This window comes from Devosia sp., from assembly GCF_024707125.1.
Classification (GTDB): domain Bacteria; phylum Pseudomonadota; class Alphaproteobacteria; order Rhizobiales; family Devosiaceae; genus Devosia.
This window is the reverse complement of sequence record NZ_JANQAH010000009.1, coordinates 691,626-713,406: the sequence shown is the minus strand read 5'-3', so window position 1 is coordinate 713,406 and position 21,781 is coordinate 691,626. Positions and strand designations below refer to the sequence as shown.

Genomic DNA, 21,781 nt, shown 5'->3' with positions numbered 1-21,781 from the left:
CCTACCCGTTCAGGCAGCGACCCAGTTCATCCCGGCGTCGCCATGGAGAAAACCGTTGGCGAAGGGCGCCTGCGGGTAGATCTCCCGCAGCCGCTCCATGGCCTCGTCGGCGGCAAGCGCGCCATCGCGAACTCTAGCAAAGAGCTGCGCCACCGCCACCATGTCGCAATCCTGCGGCGAGAGGCGGAGATGGGTGACGCCGAGCGCCGCCAGCCCCGGCAATTCGCCGAACAGGACCTGACAATGGCGCGACATCGTCTGCACGCCATTGATGGATAGGAAGGGCTGGCCATCGAGCGTATCGACATCGAGCCCGTCGGGCTCGTCGCCGCAGACGAACTGGCAATTGTCCTTGGCGTGCCCCTTGGCGCGGGCATGGGCACAGCGGGCCGAAATCGCCAGCGGCAGGCGACCAAAGGCAAAGACCTCGTATTCAGCATCCGGCGCGCCGGCGATGATCGGGCCAATCGACGTTTCAGACAATTCGGGACCAAGGCAGAGCCGGACGGCCCCGCGCTTGATGAGCAGGCGCGCCGTAGCGGCATTGTAGACATTGACGAAGGGGCCGACGAGGTGCGGCCTGCCGGCGAGAAGCCGCAGAGCCGAGAGGTCGTTGGCCTCGACAAGACTGCCCGCAGCGGCAAGCTTTCGCGTTGCGGCGACCTCGCGCTCCTGCGTCACCAGGATCAGCGAAGCCAGAGCCACCGCCTTGCCGCTCTTTTCCAGGCGCTCGACGACTTCGGGAAGAAAGGGCCGGGTGAAGTGGTCGCGCTTGGAACAGACCGCTTCACCCAGCGTCACCGCATCAACATGCCCCGAATCGGCGATGCGGTAATAGAAATCGCGCCATTTTTCGCCCGACCACAGATAGGGAACCGGCCCCATGGTGATCTTGAGCGTTTTCGTTTCAGCCATGATCAGCGCCACTTCTTCTCATAGGCCCCGGACGTGGTGCGCTGGCCCTCGCTGAGGCGCCGGAGCTGGGCGAGATGCGCGGGGCGATCGGCGGGCGCGGCCGAAAGCGCCGAGCGCAGCTGCGAAACGACCTGGGCGACATAGGCCTTGCCGCGCTGCCGGCCCTCAATCTTGAGCGCCGTGACACCAGCAGCTTTCAGCGCATCGAGATGATCCATGACATCGAGGCTCACCGGGTCCTCAAAGGCATAGGCGTCCTCGTCGGCAATATGGAACCGCCCCTTGCACAGGGTCGGATAGCCCGCCGGCTCATCGGCGCCAAAGCGATTGATGGTGAAACCGCCCAGTTCGGACACCATCTCCGCCCCGTCCTCGCGATAGCGCACATGGCTCGCCGGCGAGCAGACGCCCTGCATATTGGGGGATTGTCCGGTGATATAGGAGGAGAGCGAGCAGCGCCCCTCGGCCATGACGCAGAGCCCGCCAAAGGCGAAGACCTCCAGTTCGCAATCGACCTGCCGGGCGATATTGGCGATTTCGGGCACGGTGAGCACGCGGGGCAGCACGAGGCGCTTGGCGCCAAAGCTCTCCACCAGGAAGCTGACGGCATCGACATTGGAGGCCGAGGCCTGCACCGAGACATGCAGGCGCTGGCCGGGATGACTGGTCGCCACATGCTCCATCAGTGCAAGATCGGCGAGGATGACGGCATCGGCACCCGCGGCCACCGCGTCGTCGGCCGCCTGGAACCACAGGTCCTCGGCCCCGGCGCGCATAAAAGTGTTGAGTGCCACATAGGTCTGGACGCCGCGGGCATGACCGAAGGCCACGGCTTCCCTAAGTTCGGCGCGGCTAAAATTGAGGCCGGGGAAATTGCGGGCATTGGTTTCGTCCCGAAAGCCGCAATAGACGGCATCGGCGCCGGCTTCGACGGCCTCGCGATAGGCGGCGGGCGTTCCGGCGGGGCAGATCAGTTCCATGGCTCAGACGATCCCGACCAGGGCGCGCTGCCGCACCAGCTCGCCCACCCGGCGGAAGGGCTGCGCAAAGGGGCCGGCCAGACCGGAGAGATCGGCGGGCAGGTCAAAGCCGCAATCATCGAGCCCATTGCGCAGGGCCAGCATGGCCTCCATGTCGCCGGTCACGGTCAGGCTGCGTGAAAAAAGACTGCATCGCCATCGATGCGCCCTTCGAGCAACGCCAGCAGCATCAGCAGGGGGCCGGAAACGGCGGAAGAAACGGGCGGCGCCTTGTCCTTGCGATAGGCGCGGATCGTGCGGCGGGCGGGGTGAATGACGAAGCTGAGGTCGAGGTCGGCGGGGGTAAAGCGAAAGCTCTTTTCCGCCTGGAAACCGAGGCGATCAAAGAGGTCGGGGTGCTGCTGCAAGGCGCGGTGAAAGACCGCGTCGACCACGCGCTGCACGACGCCGAGCGGTACGTGATCGATGGCACGGGAGAGAGGCCGGGGCAGCAACATCGGGCGAGGTCCTGTTCGTGAACGCGGACAAAATCTAGGTCGCGCCAGCCCCCCTCACGTTGATGTGGCGCAAAGATGGGTGGGATTGACGGCGCTAGGGTCTCGCCATGTCCTCTCCCCTGCTCCCGCCGCTGCGCCACCCCACCGCCGACACGCTTCGGGGTTTTCTGGACCTTTTGGAAACACGCGGGCTGCTGAAGCGAATTTCCCAGCCGGTCAGCGCGCGGCACGAGATCACCGAGATCCATCGTCGGGTGCTGGCCGATCACGGGCCGGCGCTGCTGGTGGAAAAGCCCGAGCTCGCCGATGGCACGGCCGCCTCGATGCCCATCCTCGTCAACCTCTTTGGCACGGTTGAGCGCGTGGCGCTGGGGATGGGGCTCGACGCTGCCGATCTGCCGGCTCTGGGGGAGGCGCTGGCAGACCTGCGCTCGCCAAAACCACCGCGCAATCTCAGGGCCGCCTGGGCGCAGCGCGACATGCTGAAGGCGGCGCTGACCCTGCGCACCAAAAGCGTGCAACGTCCCGCCTGCCAGCAGGTGGTTCGCGAAAATGGGGCCATAGACCTGACGCGATTGCCGGTGCAGTGGTGCTGGCCCGGAGAGCCGGCGCCGCTGATCACCTGGCCTTTGGTCATCACCCGGGCGCCGGACGATCCCGATGACATCAATGTCGGCATCTATCGCATGCAGGTCCTGGGGCCGAACCGGGCGATTGTGCGCTGGCTGCCGAGCCGGGGCGGCGCACGGCATCATCGGCTCTGGCAGAAACAGGGCCGCGACATGCCCATTGCGGTCGCCATCGGCGCCGATCCCGCGACCATTCTGGCGGCGGTCATGCCCCTGCCCGACGGCATCAACGAAATGGCCTTTGCCGGCGTATTGCGCCGCCGCGCCAGTCCGGTGGGGCGGGCCACCAGCGTCGACCTGCCCGTGCCGGCCGAGGCGGAAATGGTGATCGAAGGGACGGTTTCGGCCGGTGAAACGGCACCCGAAGGCCCCTATGGCGACCATACCGGCTACTATAATGGCGTCGAACCGTTTCCGGTGATGACGGTTTCGGCCGTGACTTCCCGGCGCGACCCGATCTATCTCTCGACCTATACCGGGCGCCCGCCGGACGAGCCTTCCCGGCTCGGCGAGGCGATGACGCCGCTCTTCGTGCCGCTGGCCAGGCGGCAATTTCCCGAGATCACCGATCTGTGGTTGCCGCCGGAGGCCTGTTCCTATCGCGCCATGGTTGTGGCCGTGGACAAGCGCTATCCGGGCCAGGCGCGGCGGGTGATGATGGGGCTCTGGTCCATGCTGCCGCAATTCAGCATGACCAAGCTGATCATTGCCGTCGATCCCGATATCGATGTGCGCAACTGGGCCGATGTCATCTGGGCTCTCTCCACCCGCTTCGATGCCCCGCGCGACCTGGTTGTCGTGCCCGATACGCCCATCGACTATCTCGACTTTGCCTCGGCGCATCCCGGTCTCGGGGGCAAGCTGGGGCTTGATGCCACCAACAAGATCGGCGCGGAAACCAGCCGCGAATGGGGGCGACCGCTTGCCATGTCGGCAGACGTGGCCGCCCGCATTGACGCTATCTGGCCAAGCCTGGGATTGAGCATATGAGCAAGCAACGCGTCATTGTCGCCCTGACCGGCGCTTCGGGGGCGGCTCTCGGCCTGCGCGCGGTTGAAAAACTGGCGGCGCGTGGCGATGTGGAAACCCATGTCGTGGTTTCGCCCTCTGCCGAGCGGACCTTGCGACACGAAGTGGACGCGGACGCGCTCGAACGATTGCGTCGTCTGGCATTCCAGTTTCACGCCCATGACGATATCGGGGCCAGCATTGCCAGCGGCTCCTTCCGGGTCGCGGGAATGATCGTGGCGCCCTGCTCCATGCGCACGCTCGCCGCCATTGCCTGCGGCATCAGCGACAATCTGATTGCTCGCGCCGCCGATGTGCAGCTCAAGGAGCGTCGGCGGCTGGTGCTTTTGGCGCGCGAGACGCCGCTGCATCTGGGCCATTTGCGAAACATGCTGGCGGTCACCGAAATGGGTGCCACGGTGATGCCGCCCGTTCCGGCCTTTTATCAATTGCCACAGACGGTTGCCGACATTGTCGATCATCTGGCGGCGCGCGCCATTGACCTGCTCGCGCTGCCGGGCGAGCCCGAGGCCCGCCCGTGGACCGGGCAGGGTCTTGCCTAGACCGCCAGCGAGTGGCGCGCGGCGCCCTGGCCGAAATAGCTGTCGAGACGCGCGGCGATGGAGCGCACGAAGGGGCGGCCGCGAGCGGTGACGCGGAATTGCCCCTCGGCCATTTCCACCAGTCCATCCTCATCAACCAGGGCAATGGCCTCTATTTCGTGGAACAGCGCCAGGCCGGCTTCGCCGAAGCCCGAGAGGTCGCGGGGCGAGAGGGTGAATTTGCACAGCAGTGTCATGATGGCATGGGCGCGTAATTTGTCCGCCGGCATCAGGGCAAAACCCTTGGCTATGGCGCCATTGCCGCCTGCGACGGCCTTGCGATACTCGCCGGTCGCGGTGATGTTCTGCACATAGCCCTGCGGCAATTGGCCGATGGCGGAAGCGCCAAGCCCGATCAGCGCATCGGCGCCATCTTCGGTATAGCCCTGGAAATTGCGCCTGAGCCGGCCGGTGCGGGCGGCAATCGCCAGCCCATCGTCGGGCCGGGCAAAATGGTCAAAGCCGATAGCTTCCATGCCCGACGCCTCGAGCCGTTCCGCGGCCAGTTGCGCCTGGGCGAAACGGGCGTGACGATCGGGCAAGGCTGCTTCGGGGATCATCTTCTGGTGCGGTTTCATCCAGGGCACATGGGCATAGCCAAAGAGCGCCACCCGATCGGGCGCCAGGGACAAGGCCGAAGCGATAGTGCTTTCGAGCCCCGCCTCGGTCTGATGCGGCAGGCCATAGAGGAGGTCGAGATTGACCGAGCGGACATTTCGCGCCCGCATGGCGGCGACAACGTCCCGCGTCTGTTCAAACGTCTGCAGACGGTTGATCGCCTGCTGCACCTTGGGGTCAAAATCCTGCACCCCGATGCTGGCGCGGGTCAGGCCGAAATCGGCCATGGCGTCGTAGCGCCCGTCATCGAGATCATTGGGGTCGATCTCGATGCTGATCTGGGCATCAGGCGCGATATTGAAATGCTCCGCGAGTTTTTGCTTGAGCACCACAAAATCCTCGGGCGCAAGCAGGGTCGGCGAGCCGCCACCGAGGTGGATGGCCGTCACCTTGCCACGCCCGCGCAATTGCTGGGAAACCCAGGCGATTTCGTCGTAAAGCGCCAGCAGATAGTCGGCGACCGGCTCATAGCGCAGCGTGTGCTTGGTGTGGCACCCGCAGAACCAGCAGAGCCGATCGCAATAGGGAATGTGGAGATAGAGCGAGATGGTGGCGCGCTCGGGCAGGGCCGCGAGCCAGCGGGCATAGGTTTTCGTGTCGATGCCGGCATGAAAATGCGGCGCCGTGGGATAGCTGGTATAGCGGGGAACCGGCGTTGAATATTTCTCGACCAGAAAAGTGGTTTGGTCCTGCATCGCCGCACCTGATTTGTTTGACCAAGAGCCAGTATCACTCGGGGACGAAAGCGAGATTGATGCGGATCAAACCGGATCGGGATTGCGCGCATGCCTCACCTTCCGGATGGGATGGCCTCGGTTGATCCAGAACAAGTGCAATGGGGGCGAATGCGCCTATTGAGTGCCCATGCCGATGAAAGAGCGCTATGAGGCTGCAATTGTGTTGGACGAGCGCCACCACTCACCCCAGGAAAGCGCGTCGTGGACACAGTGCTTTCCTTCTAGCCGGAGTTAGCCTTGCGTAGCCTAGTCGCCGCCGCGGTTGTCGCGCTCCTGACGATCGTTTTCACGCTGCCGGTCTTTGCCCATGCGAGCCTGCTCAGCGCGCAGCCGGCCGACGGCGCCGTGCTCACTGAAGCGCCGACCGAGCTGGTCCTGACCTTCAACGAACCGGTCAGCCCGCTTGCCGTGCTCCTTGTCGGCCTCGATGGCGCCACGAGCCCGCTCGACACGGTTTCTGCGGTGGGGAACGCCCTCACCATCGAACTGCCCGCCGATCAGGCGGTGGGAACGCGTGTGATCAGCTGGCGCGCGATTTCTGCAGATGGGCATCCCATAGCCGGCACGACGAGCTTTTCCGTCGGCGCTGCGGGCGCCGAACCTGTCGTGGCTGAGGTGACCCCACTCCATTCGGAGGTGGCGACCATGCTTTGGGTGACCCGGATCGTTCTCTTTATCGGTCTTTTCTTCGGGGCGGGCGGCGCGGCCTTTCGGGCGCTATCGCCCGATCTTCCCCAACCGGCCCGGCGCCTGAGCATGGTCACCACGGTTGCGGGCATGGTGGCCGCGCTTTTGGTCATCGGCCTCCAGGGCCTCGATATTCTGGGGCTCGGGCTTGGCAATCTTGCGGAGGGCCGGGTCTGGGTTGTGGGCGTCGCTTCCGTCTACGGGCAGACGAGTCTGGTGGCGCTGGGCGCCCTGGTGATCGCCTTGGTGGGCCTTGGCGCAAAGAGTGACGGCTGGGGCAAAGGCCTGGGCATTGCCGCCATTCTTTTGGTCGGCCTCGCCGTTTCCCTTAGCGGGCATGCAAGCGCTGCCCAGCCGCAATGGCTGATGAAGCCGGCGCTTTTCCTCCATGTGGTCGCCATCGCCTGGTGGGTGGGCGCGCTTTATCCGCTGATCCTGCTGTTGCGCGCCGACCCCGCCGTGGCGACGCTGCCACTCGTCAAATTCTCCCGCGCCATTCCCTTCGCCGTGGTGCCGCTGGTCGCGTCCGGCCTGGTTCTGGCCGTTGTGCAATTGGGCTGGCCCGGTCCCGCCTGGCTCTCGGGCTATGGCGCCATTCTCGGCGCAAAACTGCTGCTGCTGGCCGGGCTCTTTGCCATAGCCTGCTGGAACCGCTGGGCGCTGACCGCGCCCGCCGCGGCGGGGGATGCCGGGGCGATCGGGCGCATGCGCCGGTCCATCCTTGGCGAAATCATCCTGGTCCTTGCCATTCTCTGCCTCGTTTCCGGCTGGCGCTTTACCCCGCCGCCGCGGGCTCTGGCCCTTGAACAGCCGGTGGCGGCCGAACTGACCCTCACCCAAGGCGACTTTGTTGCCACGGTCCAGATTGCGCCGGCAAAAGTCGGACCGGTCGATTTCAGCATCGGCCTCTCGACGGCGGATGGCGAAACAGTCGCCCCCAGGGCGGTGCGGCTTTCGGTGGAGTTGGTCGGCGTCGATCTTGCGCCCATGACGCGTTCGGCCGAGGTGGATGCAGCGGGGACCTGGCACGCCAACGGCATGCCGCTGCCCCTGCCCGGCGCCTGGACGGTGGAGGTCGAGGTGCGCGTCAGCGATTTCGAATTGGTCAAACTCAGCGGCGAGTTCGATCTGGTGCCCTAGGCCAGCAGCGCCGGATTTGTGCAGCCTGTCGCCCGGAACGGCTGCAGGCGATGGGCGGGAACACCGAGCGTTTCAAGCTCGGTGGTCAGCCGCGCCAGAGCCATTTCGTCGAGCAATAGGTCGTGCACCGTGGTACGGATATCGCAGGCAATGCCGCTCGCCAGAACCTTGAGAAGGCTGGCCCGACCCTTGGCGCCGCTGCCGGCAACCCCGGTGACGCGCTGATATTCGGCAAAGGCGGCTTTGACGTCGAAGCCGATCCAATCGATCAGCGGCAGCACCTGCGCCAGCCGGCCCGGATAGGGGCCGGCACTGTGGAGGCCGATCCGAAAACCGAGGCCTCGCACTGCCCTTATCGCCTCGGGCAATGCGGCCTGCAGGGTTGGCTCGCCGCCGGAAAAGACGACACCATCAAGCAGCCCCCGGCGGCTCGCAAGAAAATCCATGACCTCGGACCACGGGATCGTGTCCTCTGAGGTGGGAGGGATGAGGTGGGGATTGTGGCAATAGCCGCAATCCCAGGGGCAGCCCTGGCAAAAAATGGTGGCAACCAGTTCGCCGGGCCAATCGCAGGTGGAGATTTTCGTGAGCCCGCCAACGCGCAGCTCAGCCGAGCGCTGCCTGCTTTTCGCTGAAGAACCGACGCTCATTGTGCTCGCCCTTCTTGCCGCGATTGAAGGAGGAAACGGGGCGATGATAGCCCATGACGCGGGTCCAGACCTCGCAGGGCTGACGCTCTTCTTCGGTGAGGGTGATTTCGGCGCGCAACGGCTTTGTCGTCATCATGTTCATGCGGTTTTCCTTTCAGCATGCGGCGGCCTGCCGCTTGGCTGCGAGCCGTTCGGCGTCGCATTTGGGACAGAAGGCGTGCTCGCCTTCGAGATAGCCGTGGGTGGGGCAGATCGAGAATGTCGGGGTGACGGTGATGTAGGGCAGGCGGAAATTGCTCAGCGCCCGCTTCACCAGCTTTTTGCAGGCCGCGCCCGAGGACAGGCGCGAACCCATATAGAGATGCAGCACCGTGCCGCCGGTATATTTGCGCTGCAATTCGTCCTGCTTTTCGAGCGCCTCGAAGGGGTCGTCGGTGAAGCCGACGGGGAGCTGGCTGGAGTTGGTATAGTAGGGATTTTCGTCGGTTCCGGCCTGGATGATGCCGGGAAACCGCTTCCGGTCCTCCTTGGCGAAGCGATAGGTGGCGCCCTCGGCGGGCGTCGCTTCGAGGTTGAACATGGTGCCGGTTTCTTCCTGAAACTGGGCAATGCGCTTGCGCACATGATCGAGCACGCGCACCGCAAAGGCATGCCCCCAGGCTGTGGTGATGTCTTCGCAATCGCCAGTGAAATTGCGGATCATCTCGTTGACGCCATTGACCCCGAGCGTCGAGAAATGATTGCGCAGCGTGCCGAGATAGCGCCTGGTATAGGGATAGAGCCCTTCGTCCATATAGCGCTGCACTACGTCGCGCTTGATCTCGAGACTGAGGCGCCCGAGATCGAGGAGAGCATCGAGGCGGGCAAAAAGCCCGGCTTCGTCACCGCGATAGACATGGCCCAGCCGGGCGCAATTGACCGTCACAACGCCGATGGAACCGGTCTGTTCGGCGCTGCCGAAAAGGCCATTGCCGCGCTTGAGCAATTCGGTGAGGTCGAGTTGCAGGCGGCAGCACATGGAGCGGATCATGTGCGGCTTGAGCTCGGAATTGAGGAAGTTCTGGAAATAGGGCAGACCGTATTTGGCCGTCATGTCGAAAAGCCGGTCGGCATTCTCGCTGTCCCAGGGGAAATCGGGCGCAATATTGTAAGTGGGGATCGGGAAGGTGAAGACGCGCCCCAGGGCGTCGCCATTGCTCATCACCTCGATATAGGCGCGGTTGATCATGTCCATTTCGGCCTGAAGATCGCCATAGCGGAACTGCATCTCCTCCCCGCCGATCAGCGGCACCTGATCCCTGAGGTCCTCCGGACAGGTCCAGTCGAAAGTGAGATTGGTGAAGGGGGTTTGGGTGCCCCAGCGCGAGGGCACGTTGAGATTGTAGACCAGCTCCTGCATTGACTGCAGGACCTGCCGATAGCTGAGCCCATCCTTGCGGATGAAGGGCGCCATATAGGTGTCGAAGGAACTAAAGGCCTGGGCGCCGGCCCATTCGTTCTGCAGCGTGCCGAGGAAATTGACGATCTGCCCGACGGCGCTCGAAAAATGCTTTGGCGGGCCGGATTCGACCTTGCCCGGCACCCCGTTGAGTCCCTCGGTCAGGAGCATTCGCAGCGACCAGCCGGCGCAATAGCCCGCGAGCACGTCAAGGTCATGGATGTGGATGTCGCCCTCGCGATGGGCCTCTCCGATTTCGGCGGGATAGAGGTGGGACAACCAATAATTGGCGACAACCTTGCCCGAAATGTTGAGGATGAGGCCGCCCAGCGAATAGCCCTGATTGGCATTGGCGTTCACCCGCCAGTCGGAGCGGTTGAGATATTCCTCGATACTCTGGCCAACCGCGACCTGGGGCGCCACTGTCTGCGGATTCACTGGTTTTTCGCGATGCATTTCACAACCCTTAGTATGGCGCGACTGCGAAATGTATAGATGTGGTATGCTTTGACCGTCTTTGCGCTGACGCAAAGATCGGCCCCGACTGGCTAGCACTTCGTGTCCGAACTGGCGGATTGGTTGCTGGACGGTTGACATCGCGCTAACGCGTGGTAACGTTCCCACGAAGGTCATGGCAAATTGACCGCGGAGGATCTGCCGTTGCGCAAGCGCCGGCCTACCATCATCGATGTGGCTGAACGGGCCGGGGTGTCGAAAAGCACCGCGGCGCGGGCGCTTGCGGGCGCGGAAAGCATTCTCGATGAGACGCGCGAGCGGGTGCTCGCGGCGGCCAAGGCGGTGGGCTATGAGCGCAATCACCTGGCGGTGGGGATGCGCTCCGGGCGGTCTGGCATGCTGGGCCTCGTCATTCCCGATATCACCAACCCCTTCTGGGCCGATGTGGCGCGGGGCGCGCAGGATCGGGCGGCGGAGGCGGATGTTTCGCTGCTGGTGTTTTCCTCGGACTGGGACCCGGCCAAGGAAGAGAGCCATTTGCGGGCCCTGCGTCGGGCGCGCGTTGATGGAGCGATCGTCAATCCGGTTTCGGACGCGCTCGATGATCTCGACCGGTTCGGCCTGCCCTTCGTGCTGATCGGTTCGAGCGCGGAGCGCTTTGCCGATGTGTCGAGCGTTGGCTCCGATATTGCCCAGGCAGTGACGCTGGGGCTGAACCATCTGGTTTCCAAGGGACACCATGCGCCGCTGATTATTGCCGGGCCGAAATTCCGCCTGGCGCGCACGCGCTTTCTCAACACTGTGCAGCGTCATTGCATCGAGAGGGATGTGGACCCTGCCCAGCTTGTTGTCGAGGACGGCGAATATACGTTCGAGGGCGGGCGGCAGGCCATGTTGCGGCTACTCGACCGCCCGCATGTCGGCCATATCTGCGTCTTTGCCGCCAATGACATGATGGCGATCGGCGCCATGATGGCGGTGCGCGAGCGCGGGCTGCGCTGCCCTGAAGATGTGTCGATCCTTGGCTTTGACGGCATCCCGTCAGGCGCTTTTACGCTTCCGGGATTGACGACCATTGCCAAGCCCGGCCGGGATATCGGCACGCGGGCGGTGGAGAGCCTTTTCGACGAAATCGAAGGACGGCCGGAACACGGCCGCGTCTATATGCCTTGCCGGCTGATCGATCGGGCCTCGCTCGCCGATCTGTCGCGCGAACCCCGCAAACTGGCGGGGTAGGGAGGATCTGACTGATGGCGGAACCAAGTGCTGGTGGCATTGCTGCACCCAACAATGGGAACGTTCCCAACGCCAATGCCACTACTGGTGGTGCGGGGCAGGAGTTGGGTAACAGACTGCTACCGTCTGGCGTAACGTTCAGGGCGCAAGTGCGACAGTGGTGGCCCTATTACGCCATGATGGCGCCGGGACTGATCTTTTTCATCATCTGGCACTACGTACCGATCTGGGAAGCCAAGATGGCTTTCGAGCAGGTGCGCATCATCCCGCCCAATATCTGGGTCGGGCTGAAGAACTTTCAGGTCCTGTTCTCCTCGCCGATCTTTTATCAGGTGCTCGCCAATACGCTGATCATCTCGGGCATGAAGATCCTCTTCGTCTTCCCCGTGCCAATCATCGTGGCGCTGCTGCTCAATGAAATCCGCAGCGGCAGGCTGCGCGGTACGCTGCAGTCGGCGATCTACCTGCCGCACTTCCTCTCCTGGGTCGTCATCTCGGGCGTGTTCATCGCCCTGCTCTCCCCCACCGATGGCGCGGTCAACCAGATCCAGACCGCGCTCGGCTTCCAGCCGATCAGCTACATGACCAATACCGGCACCATTCGCTGGGTGCTGGTGATCTCGGAAATCTGGCGCTCGGCCGGCTGGGACAGCCTGCTCTATCTCGCCGCCATCTTCGCCATCGATCCGCAGCTCTATGAAGCGGCCGAGATGGATGGAGCCAATCGCTGGCAGAAAATCTGGCACGTCACCATCCCCGGCATCGTGCCGACCATCGCGACGCTCTTCATTCTCAATATGGGCATGTTCCTCAGCGCCGACCTCAACCAGGTCATCAACATGCAGAACGACGTCAACGCTTCGACCATCGATATCCTCGACACCTATGTCTACCGGCTGGGCCTCTCGACGGGCGAATACGCCCTCGCCACCGCCGCCGGCCTCTTCAAGGCCGTCATCGGCATGATCCTCGTGATCACCTCGCATCTCGTCAGCAAGAAGCTGACCGGCAAGGGAGTGTGGTAATGGCTAGCCAGGTGCGTCGCAGCCCGCTTGAGCGGGTCGAATATGTGCTCATCGTTTCAACCCTGCTGCTGCTGGTCGTCTTTACCCTGCAGCCGCTCTTGAACCTGCTTGCCCTGTCGTTCACTGACCCGAGCAAGGTGGCCGGATTCTCGGGACTTTCCATCGTGCCCGATGGGTTCTCGCTCGATGTGTGGATGCTGCTCCTGCAGCACCCCAATGTGCAGCGCGGGCTGTTCAACTCGATCTGGATGACCTCGACCAGCGTGCTGATCGGCGTGATGGGTACGGCGCTGATGGCCTGGGGGCTGTCGCGGCCGGGCCTGCCGGGGCGGCGCCTGATCTTTCTTATGGTGCTCGTCACCATCGTGTTCGAGCCGGGCATCATTCCCGACTACTTTTTGATGAAGCGGCTGGGCCTCCTCAATTCGCCCTGGTCGGTGATCCTCTACAAGGCGGTCAGCGCCTGGTACCTGATCATCCTCGTGCGCTTCTTCGAGGAGATTCCGAAGGAGCTGCTGGAAGCCGCCGAGCTCGATGGCGCCAATCCGTTCCAGACCTTTTTCATGGTTGTGCTGCCGCTGGCGAAGCCCGCGCTTGCCACCATCGCGCTGTTCTATTTCGTGCTGCACTGGAACGAGTTTTTCCGCTCGATGATCTACCTCAACGACCAGACCAAGTGGCCGCTGCAGGTGGTGCTGCGGCAGTTCGTCATCGAGGGCGACAAGATCGCCATCGTCGGGGCGAACAATGCCAACAACAATATCGGGCTGGCGCAGATCAACATTCGCGCGCTGAAGGCCGGGATGATCTTCATCACCATCCTGCCGATCCTGGCGATCTACCCGCTCATCCTCAAATATTTCACCAAGGGCACCATGTCGGGGGCGCTGAAGGGATGACGCTTGGTTCGATCAACATTCTCGATGGTCGTCACCACCCGGCTTGTCCGGGTGGTCCATGGGATGCCTCGGCATCGCTGGATTGCCCGGACAAGCCGGGCAATGACGGCGGGGAGAGGGTCGAGAAGGAGGGCCGCTGGCGGGGAGCCACCGAGCCAAAATTCCAAAAATTCCGCGCAAGCGGTGTGACTAAAAACAACGGAGGAGACTACCAATGACACTGAAGAAACTGCTCCTGGCGACGACGGCTGTTGCCATGCTGGCCGGCATTGCCGCGCCGGCCATGGCCCAGACGACGCTGCGCCTTGTCAGCAAGGACCTGCTTTCGACCAATCCCGATGACGTGAAGGAAATCGAAGCCATCGAAGCCGCGCTCAAGGCGCAGGGCGTCGATGTCGATATCCAGACGATCGACCTGCCGAGCGGCACTTCGGCCTATGGCGAAGCGCTGGGCGTGATGCTGCTCTCGGGCGATATTCCTGACATCATCTACTTCCAGGGCGGCGACCAGAAGATGGCCGACCAAGGGATTCTCGAAGACCTGACGGCCCACATTGAAGGTTCACAGCATGTGAAGGCTGCCCTCTGGCCGCACAATGTCGATCGCCTCGCGAACTATCCGTACCTGCTCTACATCTACCCGCCGCGCGCACCGCAGCCGGTGATCCGCCAGGATTGGCTCGAAAAGCTCGGGCTCGAAGCGCCCAAGACCGTCGAGGACTATGAAGCTCTGTTCCAGGCCATTCACGACGCCGATCTCGATGGCGATGGCACGGCCGGCAATACGCTGGGCCTGACCGGCTTTGGCAATACGGGGGAACTGGACTCCATCTTCAACCAGGCTTTTGGCGTGACCGGCACCTGGATGAAGAATGCCGATGGCCAGTGGGTCAATTCGCGCGTGACCGATGCCGAAAAGGCCAAGATCGAGTTCTATGCGCGGCTCGCGGAAAAGGGCCTCTTCGACAAGGAATATGTCACCAACACTTTCGACGTGAAGGAAGACAAGTTCTACACCGGCAAGGCCGGCGTGGTGTTTGGCTCTTCACCCGAAGTGATCGACATCTATGCGGGCAAGATGCGCCAGGCGCATCCGGGCGAGGACATTTCCCTCACCCTGCTGCCCATCCCCTCGGGCCCAGGCGGCCAGGGTCTGGCAGCGGTCGACGTTTCCAAGGAATCGCGCGGCTGGGCCATTTCCTCGCTCTCCGAGCACAAGGAAGAGGCCTTCAAGGTGCTCGATTTCATGGCTTCCAAGGAAGGCCAGGATATCGACCGCATGGGCTTTGAAGGCACGCAATATACCAAGGACGCGAGCGGCGCGGTGACCTTCACCGACCAAATCTCGACTTGGTATGCGCGCTTCTTCAACGCTGCCAACTGGACCCCGCCGACCCCGCTGCTCTCGGCCACCGCGCAGGAAGCACTCGATACAATCAAGGCGAATTTCGTGGCTGACAATGCCTTTGTCTGGCCGGCCGAATACGCCGCCGATGTCGATGCGACCGAGCAGGTCTATCGCTCGTGGGTTGCCAAGTTCGTGACCGGCGAAGCCGGGATCGACCAGTGGGATGCGTTTGTCGCCGAATACAACGCTGCCGGCGGCGAGCGCATGGCCGAGCACGCCCGGACTGTGTTGGGCGAGTAAGCCAAAGACCGGGCCTGGCGGGATGCTGTCAGGCCCACAGGACGGCACCTCCCCTTGATGGGGGGAGGTTGGGAGGGGGTGCTGGGAGCCACGATGTCGTGGCTCACACCCCCACCCTTGATCCCTCCCCACAAGGGGGAGGGTGTCGACTGAAAGCGTACAGCAAGAGCCGGGTCACAGGCCCGGTAGAAACTAAATAAGCAGAGTCGGAGTCGACATGACCCCATCCTTCCAGTCCCGCATTCGGGCCATGCTTTATGGCATTGCCCTGGGAGATGCGCTGGGCGCGCCGGTTGAAAAACTGTCGGCGGCGCAGATCAGGGCGCGCTATGGCCGCGTAACATCGGTGATGACGCGCTGGCACAAGATGGATCTGCCGCCCGAACAGCGGAACCATCGCGTGCGCGGCGACGGCATCATCACCGACGATACGATGATGACGCTGGCGCTGATGGATATTTATGCCGATACCGGCCGGCATCTCGACGCCTGGGACATGGCCGACGGCATGGTCAAGCAGATCGCCTGGACGCCGCGCTGGGTGCCGGAATTGCAGCGCGAAGCCATGCTGATCGATCGGCTGTTTTATCCCGAAAAGTGGATTTTCCAGCGTCACCAATTGTCCAATTGCGACCCGCGCCAGGGGGATCGGCAATATGGTGAATTGCGGGGCGGCTATGTATATCGCCCCGATCGGGGTCGCCAATGCGGCCAATCCGCGGGCGGCCTATGACGAGGCGATCGCCTTTGCGGCGGGACATCAGGAAAGCTATGGGCTCGAAGCGGCCGGCGTGACGGCGGCGGCGGTGGCTGCGGCCTTTGTGCCGGGAAAGACTATTGAAGGTGTTGTGGAGACCGTCCTGGGCCTCGCCAAGGACGGCACGCGCGATGCGATTGCCGAAATTGCCGACGTGGCCAATCGACTGCGCGGCAGCGGGGCGGAGCATGCAGAAATTTGCGACGCGTTTCATGCTGCCATCGCGCCCTTCTCGGTGATGGGCGACGACGTCAACCACATGCCCGAAAAGGTGGGGCGGTTGACCGATGCCTATCGACCGAGCCGGTTGCAGGCGATCGAGGAATTACCCCTGGCGCTTGGCTTCTGCCTCCTCAACCAGGGGAATTTTAGGACCTCGATCGAGGACGGGATCAATTCGGGGCGCGATACCGATTCCATCGGCGTCATGGCCGGCGCCATTCTAGGGGCGCTGCACGGCGAGGCGGTCATTGATGAGGCTGATCTCGCCCAGCTCAATTCGGCCAATCGCCTCGATCTCATGAATTCGGCTGACGCCTTTGCGGCGACGGCTTCCAAAATCATTGCCGCTGATCGCGCCGCTGCCCGCGCCCGCGAAGAGGCCTTTGCTCAACTCAATCTCGCCTGAAAGTTGCCCATGCTCTCCGAACAACAAATCCTTGAAAAGATCTATGCCGGCTTCATCGCCAAGGCCATCGGCGTGCGGCTCGGCGCGCCCGTGGAGCCGACCATCTGGAGCTATGACCGCATCCAGAAGACCTATGGCGAGGTGACGGAATATCTCCGCGATTTCAAGAATTTCGCCGCTGACGACGACACCAATGGCCCCGTCTATTTCATCCGGGCGCTGCGCGATTATGGGCTCGAGTGCACGGCCGAGGATGTCGGCAAGACCTGGCTCAACTATGCGGCTGAAGAGCATGGCATGTATTGGTGGGGCGGGTTTGGCGTTTCGACGGAACACACCGCCTACAAGAACCTGCAGGCCGGCATTCCGGCGCCGCATTCGGGCTCGATTGCCACCAATGGCACGACGGTCGCCGAGCAGATCGGCGGGCAGATTTTCATCGATAGCTGGGGCTGGGTGAACCCGGGCAATCCCAAGCGCGCGGCCGATATGTCGGCCATGGCGGCATCAGTGGCGCATGATGGCGATGGGCTCAATGGCGCGCGGTTCTGCGCGGCGGCGATTGCGGCGGCGTTTGAAGCCAAGTCGATCGACGAGATCATCGAGACGGCGATGGCGCAGATTGAAGCGAACTCGACTTACGCAAAAGTTTGCCGGGCGGTGATCGATTTCCATAAGGCCAATCCGGACAATTGGCGGGCATGCCGCGACATGCTGACGGCTGACTGGGGCTATGATCGCTATCCCGGCGTCTGCCACATCATCCCCAATGCCGGGGTGACCATCATGTCGATCCTTTATGGTGCGGGTTCGCTGCCGCGCACGGCCGAGATCGCCACCATGGCGGGCTGGGATACCGACTGTAACGCAGGCAATGCCGCGGCCATCGTCGGGACGTTCCAGGGGCTCGACGCGGGCTGGGACAAGTATCGCAAGCCGATCAGCGATTTTCTGATTGCTTCGGGCATCGTGGGCTCGATCAATATCGTCGATATCCCGAGCTTTGCGCGGGAGCTGACGGTGCTGGCGCTGCAACTGGCCGGGCGCGATGTGCCGGCGCTGTGGCTGGAAGATCTTACCCGCCGCGGGCTGCGGTTTGATTTCGACCTGCCGGGTTCGACGCATGGGTTCCGTACGGAAGGCTTCAATCAGATCAGCCTGAAGCACTCGGAAGAGCGGCATGTCGAGGGGTCGCGCGGGTCGCTGGAGATCCAGCTTGATCGGTTGGAGCGTGGACAGGGTGGGCGGATTTTCTGGAAGCCGTTCTATCGCCGCAGCGATTTTGACGACGAGCGCTATCGCCCGATGTTCACGCCGGTGGTGGATGCTGGCCAGGTCGTCAAATTCAAGCTGTGGCTCGATCCGTGGAATGGCGACGGCAATCTGCGGGTGGCGCCCTATGTGCGTCGCGCCATGAGCGGGACGATCGAGGAAACCGGCGCCTGGCATGTGCCTTCGCATGAAGGCTGGCAGGACTATGAATTCGTGGTGCCCGATGGGGTCGAGGCGATCGACGAGATCGGTATTTCGGTCGAGTATTTTGGGCGCCTGAAGTTCCTCGGGCGCCTGTTCCTCGCGGATTTCAGCGTGTCGGGACCGGGGCATCTGACGATTGATCCGGCGACGGAAATCCAGGAATGGGGCGCGATTTCGCGCTTTACCTGGAACCGCGGGCACTGGACCAAGCAGTTTGGCCGTATCCATGGGCATGCGTCGAGCGATGCCGATATGTGGACAGGGCATTATTATAGCCGCGACGTGACCGTGTCGGCCGATCTCGAAGTGCTTGCAGGGCAATCGCAACTGGTGACGGCGCGCGTGCAGGGCACGGGGCGGTTCTATGCGGCCGGGTTCCAGAATGGTGAAGCCGTCATCGTAAAGCATGACTTTGGGCAGACGGTGCTCGCGAGCGTGCCGTTCAAGCCGGAGGCCGGTCGCGTCTATCGCGTCGAGCTTGCTGTTGAGGGCGACAAGCTGGCGCTCTCGATCGACGGCAAGGTTTTGGGGTCCGCAACTGACAAGACCTTTGCCTATGGCATGTCCGGGCTGCGGCTTGGATCGGCGGGCCGCATGGCGGTTGACCGCTTTGCCGTGACGGAAAAGTAGGAGGCAGAAAAATGCCGGAAATCGAACTCCGTAATGTCAGCAAGAACTATGGCGGCGTGACGGTCATCAAGGACCTGTCGCTGACCATGGAAAAGGGCGAGTTCGTGGTGCTGGTCGGGCCCTCGGGCTGCGGCAAGTCCACGCTATTGCGCATGATTGCCGGGCTGGAGCCGATTTCCGGCGGCGAGATCACCATTGGCGGCAAGGTCGTCAACAACATGCCCGCCAAGGAGCGGGACCTCGCTATGGTCTTTCAGTCTTATGCGCTCTATCCGCATATGAAGGTGGCCGACAATATGAGCTTTGCGCTGCGGCTGGCCGGTGTGTCGAAGGCCGAGCGCGACAAGCGCGTGGCCGAGGCGGCGGCAATCCTGGGGCTTGAAAACCTGCTTGATCGATTGCCGAAGGAGCTTTCGGGCGGGCAGCGGCAGCGCGTCGCCATGGGGCGCGCCATCGTGCGCAATCCGCGGGCGTTTCTGTTCGACGAGCCGCTGAGCAATCTCGACGCCAAACTGCGCGTGCGCATGCGCGGCGAGATCAAGGCGCTGCATCAGCGGCTTGGTAAGACCACCGTTTATGTGACGCATGACCAGACCGAGGCCATGACCATGGCCGACACGATCGTGGTGCTGAATGGCGGGAAGATCGAGCAGGCCGGTGCGCCGCTCGAACTCTACAACGATCCCAATAATTTGTTTGTCGCGGGCTTTATCGGTTCGCCGGAAATGAACCTGCTTGCGGTTACCGCGCTCGGGCCTGAAATTTCGAGCGTGGCCCTGGCGGGCGGGGAAAAGCTCCCAATTCCCCGTCCACTGCCGCTGACGGCGGGCACGCCTGTGGTCTATGGCATCAGGCCTCAGCATATCGGGCTGGCAGCAGGTGGCGTTGCCGCCGAAGCCTTGGTGGTGGAGCCGACGGGCGAGGCGCAGGAAGTTCGGGCGCGGATTGGTGGGACCGAGATCAGCGTCGTCATACGCGATGCGGAATTGCTGTCGCCGGGCCAGAAGATTGGTCTCGGGATTGATCCCGCAAAAGTGCTGCTGTTTGACAAGGCGAGCGGGGAAAGGCTCGACCGGTGAATTTTGCGCAGCTTCGGTTTGATGGGACAGCGACGGGGCCGCTGGAGAGCATTCGCGTTATCGACCTGTCTCGGCTGATGGCGGGCAATATGCTCAGCCTGCAGCTTGGCGATTTCGGCGCCGATGTCATCAAGGTGGAGCCGCCCGAGGGCGATCCGCTGCGCGACTGGAAGGAGGATGGGCACTCCTTTTTCTGGAAGGCCTATGGGCGCAACAAGCGATCCATCTGCCTCAATCTGCGCGAAGCGGCGCAGATGGATGTGCTGCTGAAACTGATCGATACGGCCGATGTGTTCATCGAGAATTTTCGGCCGGGGACGCTCGAAAAGATGGGGCTGGCACCGGAGACCTTGCTGGAGCGCAATCCGCGACTGGTCGTGGTGCGGATTTCGGGCTTTGGGCAGACCGGGCCCTATGCGCATTTGCCGGGGTTCGGGACCATCGTCGAGGCAATGAGCGGTTTTGCGGATCGGACGGGGTTTCCGGATCGCGAGCCGGTGCTGCCGCCTCTGGCGCTGGCCGATATGATTGCGGGCGTCTATGGGGCTTCGGCGACGATGACGGCGCTTTATGCCCGCGATGTGCGGGGAGGAAGGGGCCAGGTGATCGATGTGTCGCTGCTTGAATCCATGTTCTCGGTGCTGGGGCCCGAGGCGGGGATTTTTGCGAAAACTGGAAAAATCAAGCAGCGGGTGGGGAGTGCTTCCAACACGGCCTCGCCGCGGAACGTCTATCGCTGTGCCGATGGGGGCTATGTTGCGCTGTCGGGATCGACGCAGACGGTGGCGCGGCGGATTTTCGAGATTATCGGGCGGCCGGACATGAATGATGATCCGCGCTTTGCGAGTAATTCGGATCGGGTGAAGCATCGCGATCTGGTGGATGGAGCGATTTCGGGGTGGTTTTCGACGCGGACACGTGATGCTGCGTTGGCGGAAATGCGGGCCTCGGGGGCGACTGTGGGGCCGGTCTACAATATCGGCGACGCCATGGAGGACGCGCATTTTCAGGAACGCGAGATTGTCGTGGCGCTTGAGGATGAAGAGTTTGGCGATATGCCGATGCACAATGTTCTGCCGCGGCTTTCTGGGACGCCGGGCGGGTTTCGGCGGCCGGCGCCGGGGCTCAACGAGCATGGGGCGGAATTGCTGGCGGAACTGGGGTTTGATGGGGAATTCCGGAGGGTCGCCTGATGCGTTCGCTGCTTTATGTGCCGGCTGATCAGGAGCGGTTCATCGCCAAGGCGCATTTGCGCGGCGCGGATGCGGTTATTCTCGATCTTGAGGACGCAGTGCCCGAGGAGCGCAAGGAGCTTGCGCGGGCGAATTTGTCGGAGGCAGTGAAGAACATACGGCAGGGTTCGGGCGCTGTGGCGGTGCGGGTCAATTCGGGGTCGGAGGCCGATGTGGCGGCGGCGCTGGCGGCGGGGGTGGATCTCCTGGTCTTTCCCAAGGCCAATTCGGTCGCTGTCGTGGATGAACTCGATGCGATGATGCGCCGACATGGCGGGGCCGAGGTGCCGGTGCTAGCGACGATTGAAAGCCCGGCTGGGGTGCTGGATGCGGCGGCGATTTGCCGGCATCCGCGGCTTCAGGCGATCAATTTGGGCAGCGAGGATTTTGCGCTGGAGTTGGGCGGGGTGCCGGACCCGGATGTGCTGCGCATGCCGAAATTGCTGGTGCATTATGCGGCCAAGGCAGCGGGGAAACGCTCGCTGGGGCTGCTGCGCTCGATTGCTGATTATGCAGATACGGAGGCCATTGCCGAGGCGGCGCGGGAGGCGCGGCGGCATGGGTTTGATGGGGCGACCTGCGTGCATCCTTCGGCCGTGCCGCTGCTGAATGAGGCTTTTGCGCCGAGTGCCGCCGAGGTGGAATGGGCGCGGGCGGTGATGGCGACCAAGGGGACCGTGAGCCTTGATGGGAAGATGATCGACAAGCCGTTGCGGGATCGGGCGGCGGCGATTTTGCGGCAGGTGGGGTAGCACCCCGTCTACGGTGGGCGGGAATCTCTGCGCCGAAACGGAGATCCCCGCTTTCGCGGGGA

20 protein-coding genes and 1 pseudogene are annotated in these 21,781 nt (G+C 63.1%); 14 read left to right on the top strand and 7 right to left on the bottom strand.

Annotation, left to right across the window (positions count from 1 at the left end; translation table 11 throughout):
- Nucleotides 1-9: 9 nt before the first annotated feature.
- From NVV77_RS13585 to NVV77_RS13570, 4 genes are read right to left on the bottom strand one after another with little or no spacing between them, the layout of a single operon-like run.
- A complete protein-coding gene (locus NVV77_RS13585) occupies nucleotides 10-915 on the bottom strand; it encodes a U32 family peptidase (RefSeq protein WP_295414161.1) in 906 nt (301 codons plus the stop codon).
- 2 nt (nucleotides 916-917) lie between these two features.
- Entirely contained in the window at nucleotides 918-1,895 is a 978-nt protein-coding gene (locus tag NVV77_RS13580) for a peptidase U32 family protein (RefSeq protein WP_295414160.1), read from the bottom strand.
- Between the two features lie 3 nt (nucleotides 1,896-1,898).
- Nucleotides 1,899-2,060, bottom strand: a complete 162-nt coding sequence (locus NVV77_RS13575) for a hypothetical protein (protein ID WP_295414158.1) — start codon at nucleotides 2,058-2,060, stop codon at nucleotides 1,899-1,901.
- 2 nt (nucleotides 2,061-2,062) lie between these two features.
- The gene (locus NVV77_RS13570) at nucleotides 2,063-2,392 is read right to left on the bottom strand and encodes a hypothetical protein (RefSeq protein WP_295414157.1); all 330 of its coding nucleotides are present in this window, start codon (nucleotides 2,390-2,392) and stop codon (nucleotides 2,063-2,065) included.
- Nucleotides 2,393-2,499: 107 nt separating this feature from the next.
- Here NVV77_RS13570 and NVV77_RS13565 point away from each other — a divergent pair, with 107 nt between their 5' ends.
- Nucleotides 2,500-4,011, top strand: coding sequence for a UbiD family decarboxylase (locus NVV77_RS13565; protein WP_295414155.1), 1,512 nt, complete (start codon nucleotides 2,500-2,502; stop codon nucleotides 4,009-4,011).
- Nucleotides 4,008-4,592 carry a UbiX family flavin prenyltransferase gene (locus NVV77_RS13560; protein ID WP_295414153.1) on the top strand — a complete coding sequence of 195 codons (585 nt, stop codon included), beginning with the start codon at nucleotides 4,008-4,010 and terminating at the stop codon, nucleotides 4,590-4,592. The genes NVV77_RS13565 and NVV77_RS13560 overlap by 4 nt, the downstream gene beginning before the upstream one ends.
- On the opposite strand, the gene hemN is transcribed toward NVV77_RS13560, so the two are convergent.
- On the bottom strand, nucleotides 4,589-5,944 hold the full coding sequence (hemN, locus tag NVV77_RS13555) for an oxygen-independent coproporphyrinogen III oxidase (RefSeq protein WP_295414151.1): 1,356 nt from the start codon (nucleotides 5,942-5,944) through the stop codon (nucleotides 4,589-4,591). The genes NVV77_RS13560 and hemN overlap by 4 nt on opposite strands.
- Nucleotides 5,945-6,223: 279 nt before the next feature.
- On the opposite strand from hemN, the gene NVV77_RS13550 reads away from it, so the two are divergent.
- Nucleotides 6,224-7,813 (top strand): copper resistance protein CopC, encoded by a 1,590-nt coding sequence (locus NVV77_RS13550; RefSeq protein ID WP_295414150.1) that lies wholly within the window; start codon nucleotides 6,224-6,226, stop codon nucleotides 7,811-7,813.
- On the opposite strand, the gene NVV77_RS13545 is transcribed toward NVV77_RS13550, so the two are convergent.
- The gene (locus NVV77_RS13545; RefSeq protein ID WP_295414148.1) at nucleotides 7,810-8,463 is read right to left on the bottom strand and encodes an anaerobic ribonucleoside-triphosphate reductase activating protein; all 654 of its coding nucleotides are present in this window, start codon (nucleotides 8,461-8,463) and stop codon (nucleotides 7,810-7,812) included. The genes NVV77_RS13550 and NVV77_RS13545 overlap by 4 nt on opposite strands.
- Nucleotides 8,420-10,339: pseudogene (locus NVV77_RS13540) on the bottom strand (ribonucleoside triphosphate reductase). Before NVV77_RS13540 ends, NVV77_RS13545 begins: the two are co-directional and overlap by 44 nt.
- A 201-nt stretch (nucleotides 10,340-10,540) precedes the next feature.
- Between NVV77_RS13540 and NVV77_RS13535 the strand changes: the two are divergent.
- The 11 genes from NVV77_RS13535 (at nucleotide 10,541) to NVV77_RS13485 (ending at nucleotide 21,719) form a co-directional block, all read left to right on the top strand.
- Nucleotides 10,541-11,593, top strand: coding sequence for a LacI family DNA-binding transcriptional regulator (locus NVV77_RS13535; RefSeq protein WP_295414146.1), 1,053 nt, complete (start codon nucleotides 10,541-10,543; stop codon nucleotides 11,591-11,593).
- A 14-nt stretch (nucleotides 11,594-11,607) separates the two neighbouring features.
- Nucleotides 11,608-12,618 (top strand): sugar ABC transporter permease, encoded by a 1,011-nt coding sequence (locus NVV77_RS13530; RefSeq protein ID WP_295414144.1) that lies wholly within the window; start codon nucleotides 11,608-11,610, stop codon nucleotides 12,616-12,618.
- Entirely contained in the window at nucleotides 12,618-13,517 is a 900-nt protein-coding gene (locus tag NVV77_RS13525; RefSeq protein WP_295414142.1) for a carbohydrate ABC transporter permease, read from the top strand. Before NVV77_RS13530 ends, NVV77_RS13525 begins: the two co-directional genes overlap by 1 nt.
- Complete coding sequence (locus NVV77_RS13520; protein WP_295414139.1) at nucleotides 13,514-13,735, top strand: hypothetical protein; 222 nt, start codon at nucleotides 13,514-13,516, stop codon at nucleotides 13,733-13,735. Before NVV77_RS13525 ends, NVV77_RS13520 begins: the two co-directional genes overlap by 4 nt.
- Nucleotides 13,732-15,165, top strand: a complete 1,434-nt coding sequence (locus NVV77_RS13515; protein WP_295414137.1) for an extracellular solute-binding protein — start codon at nucleotides 13,732-13,734, stop codon at nucleotides 15,163-15,165. Before NVV77_RS13520 ends, NVV77_RS13515 begins: the two co-directional genes overlap by 4 nt.
- Before the next feature lie 217 nt (nucleotides 15,166-15,382).
- On the top strand, nucleotides 15,383-15,898 hold the full coding sequence (locus NVV77_RS13510) for an ADP-ribosylglycohydrolase family protein (RefSeq protein ID WP_295414135.1): 516 nt from the start codon (nucleotides 15,383-15,385) through the stop codon (nucleotides 15,896-15,898).
- Entirely contained in the window at nucleotides 15,843-16,550 is a 708-nt protein-coding gene (locus NVV77_RS13505) for an ADP-ribosylglycohydrolase family protein (RefSeq protein WP_295414132.1), read from the top strand. Before NVV77_RS13510 ends, NVV77_RS13505 begins: the two co-directional genes overlap by 56 nt.
- A gap of 9 nt (nucleotides 16,551-16,559) precedes the next feature.
- Nucleotides 16,560-18,656 carry an ADP-ribosylglycohydrolase family protein gene (locus NVV77_RS13500; protein ID WP_295414130.1) on the top strand — a complete coding sequence of 699 codons (2,097 nt, stop codon included), beginning with the start codon at nucleotides 16,560-16,562 and terminating at the stop codon, nucleotides 18,654-18,656.
- A gap of 11 nt (nucleotides 18,657-18,667) precedes the next feature.
- The gene (locus NVV77_RS13495; protein WP_295414128.1) at nucleotides 18,668-19,735 is read left to right on the top strand and encodes an ABC transporter ATP-binding protein; all 1,068 of its coding nucleotides are present in this window, start codon (nucleotides 18,668-18,670) and stop codon (nucleotides 19,733-19,735) included.
- Nucleotides 19,732-20,928 (top strand): CoA transferase, encoded by a 1,197-nt coding sequence (locus NVV77_RS13490; RefSeq protein WP_295414127.1) that lies wholly within the window; start codon nucleotides 19,732-19,734, stop codon nucleotides 20,926-20,928. Before NVV77_RS13495 ends, NVV77_RS13490 begins: the two co-directional genes overlap by 4 nt.
- Nucleotides 20,928-21,719, top strand: a complete 792-nt coding sequence (locus NVV77_RS13485; RefSeq protein WP_295414124.1) for a CoA ester lyase — start codon at nucleotides 20,928-20,930, stop codon at nucleotides 21,717-21,719. Before NVV77_RS13490 ends, NVV77_RS13485 begins: the two co-directional genes overlap by 1 nt.
- The last annotated feature ends 62 nt before the right edge of the window (nucleotides 21,720-21,781 follow it).

What these genes read in the sequence shown, in the direction of transcription:
- NVV77_RS13570 (WP_295414157.1), bottom strand. Translation starts at nt 2,392, where the DNA reads ATGTTGCTGCCCCGGCCTCTCTCCCGTGCCATCGATCACGTACCGCTC.
- NVV77_RS13500 (WP_295414130.1), top strand. Translation starts at nt 16,560, where the DNA reads ATGCTCTCCGAACAACAAATCCTTGAAAAGATCTATGCCGGCTTCATC.
- NVV77_RS13510 (WP_295414135.1), top strand. Translation starts at nt 15,383, where the DNA reads ATGACCCCATCCTTCCAGTCCCGCATTCGGGCCATGCTTTATGGCATT.
- NVV77_RS13505 (WP_295414132.1), top strand. Translation starts at nt 15,843, where the DNA reads ATGTATATCGCCCCGATCGGGGTCGCCAATGCGGCCAATCCGCGGGCG.
- NVV77_RS13495 (WP_295414128.1), top strand. Translation starts at nt 18,668, where the DNA reads ATGCCGGAAATCGAACTCCGTAATGTCAGCAAGAACTATGGCGGCGTG.
- NVV77_RS13520 (WP_295414139.1), top strand. Translation starts at nt 13,514, where the DNA reads ATGACGCTTGGTTCGATCAACATTCTCGATGGTCGTCACCACCCGGCT.
- NVV77_RS13565 (WP_295414155.1), top strand. Translation starts at nt 2,500, where the DNA reads ATGTCCTCTCCCCTGCTCCCGCCGCTGCGCCACCCCACCGCCGACACG.
- NVV77_RS13560 (WP_295414153.1), top strand. Translation starts at nt 4,008, where the DNA reads ATGAGCAAGCAACGCGTCATTGTCGCCCTGACCGGCGCTTCGGGGGCG.
- NVV77_RS13525 (WP_295414142.1), top strand. Translation starts at nt 12,618, where the DNA reads ATGGCTAGCCAGGTGCGTCGCAGCCCGCTTGAGCGGGTCGAATATGTG.
- NVV77_RS13485 (WP_295414124.1), top strand. Translation starts at nt 20,928, where the DNA reads ATGCGTTCGCTGCTTTATGTGCCGGCTGATCAGGAGCGGTTCATCGCC.
- NVV77_RS13585 (WP_295414161.1), bottom strand. Translation starts at nt 915, where the DNA reads ATGGCTGAAACGAAAACGCTCAAGATCACCATGGGGCCGGTTCCCTAT.
- NVV77_RS13545 (WP_295414148.1), bottom strand. Translation starts at nt 8,463, where the DNA reads ATGAGCGTCGGTTCTTCAGCGAAAAGCAGGCAGCGCTCGGCTGAGCTG.
- NVV77_RS13580 (WP_295414160.1), bottom strand. Translation starts at nt 1,895, where the DNA reads ATGGAACTGATCTGCCCCGCCGGAACGCCCGCCGCCTATCGCGAGGCC.
- NVV77_RS13530 (WP_295414144.1), top strand. Translation starts at nt 11,608, where the DNA reads ATGGCGGAACCAAGTGCTGGTGGCATTGCTGCACCCAACAATGGGAAC.
- hemN (WP_295414151.1), bottom strand. Translation starts at nt 5,944, where the DNA reads ATGCAGGACCAAACCACTTTTCTGGTCGAGAAATATTCAACGCCGGTT.
- NVV77_RS13515 (WP_295414137.1), top strand. Translation starts at nt 13,732, where the DNA reads ATGACACTGAAGAAACTGCTCCTGGCGACGACGGCTGTTGCCATGCTG.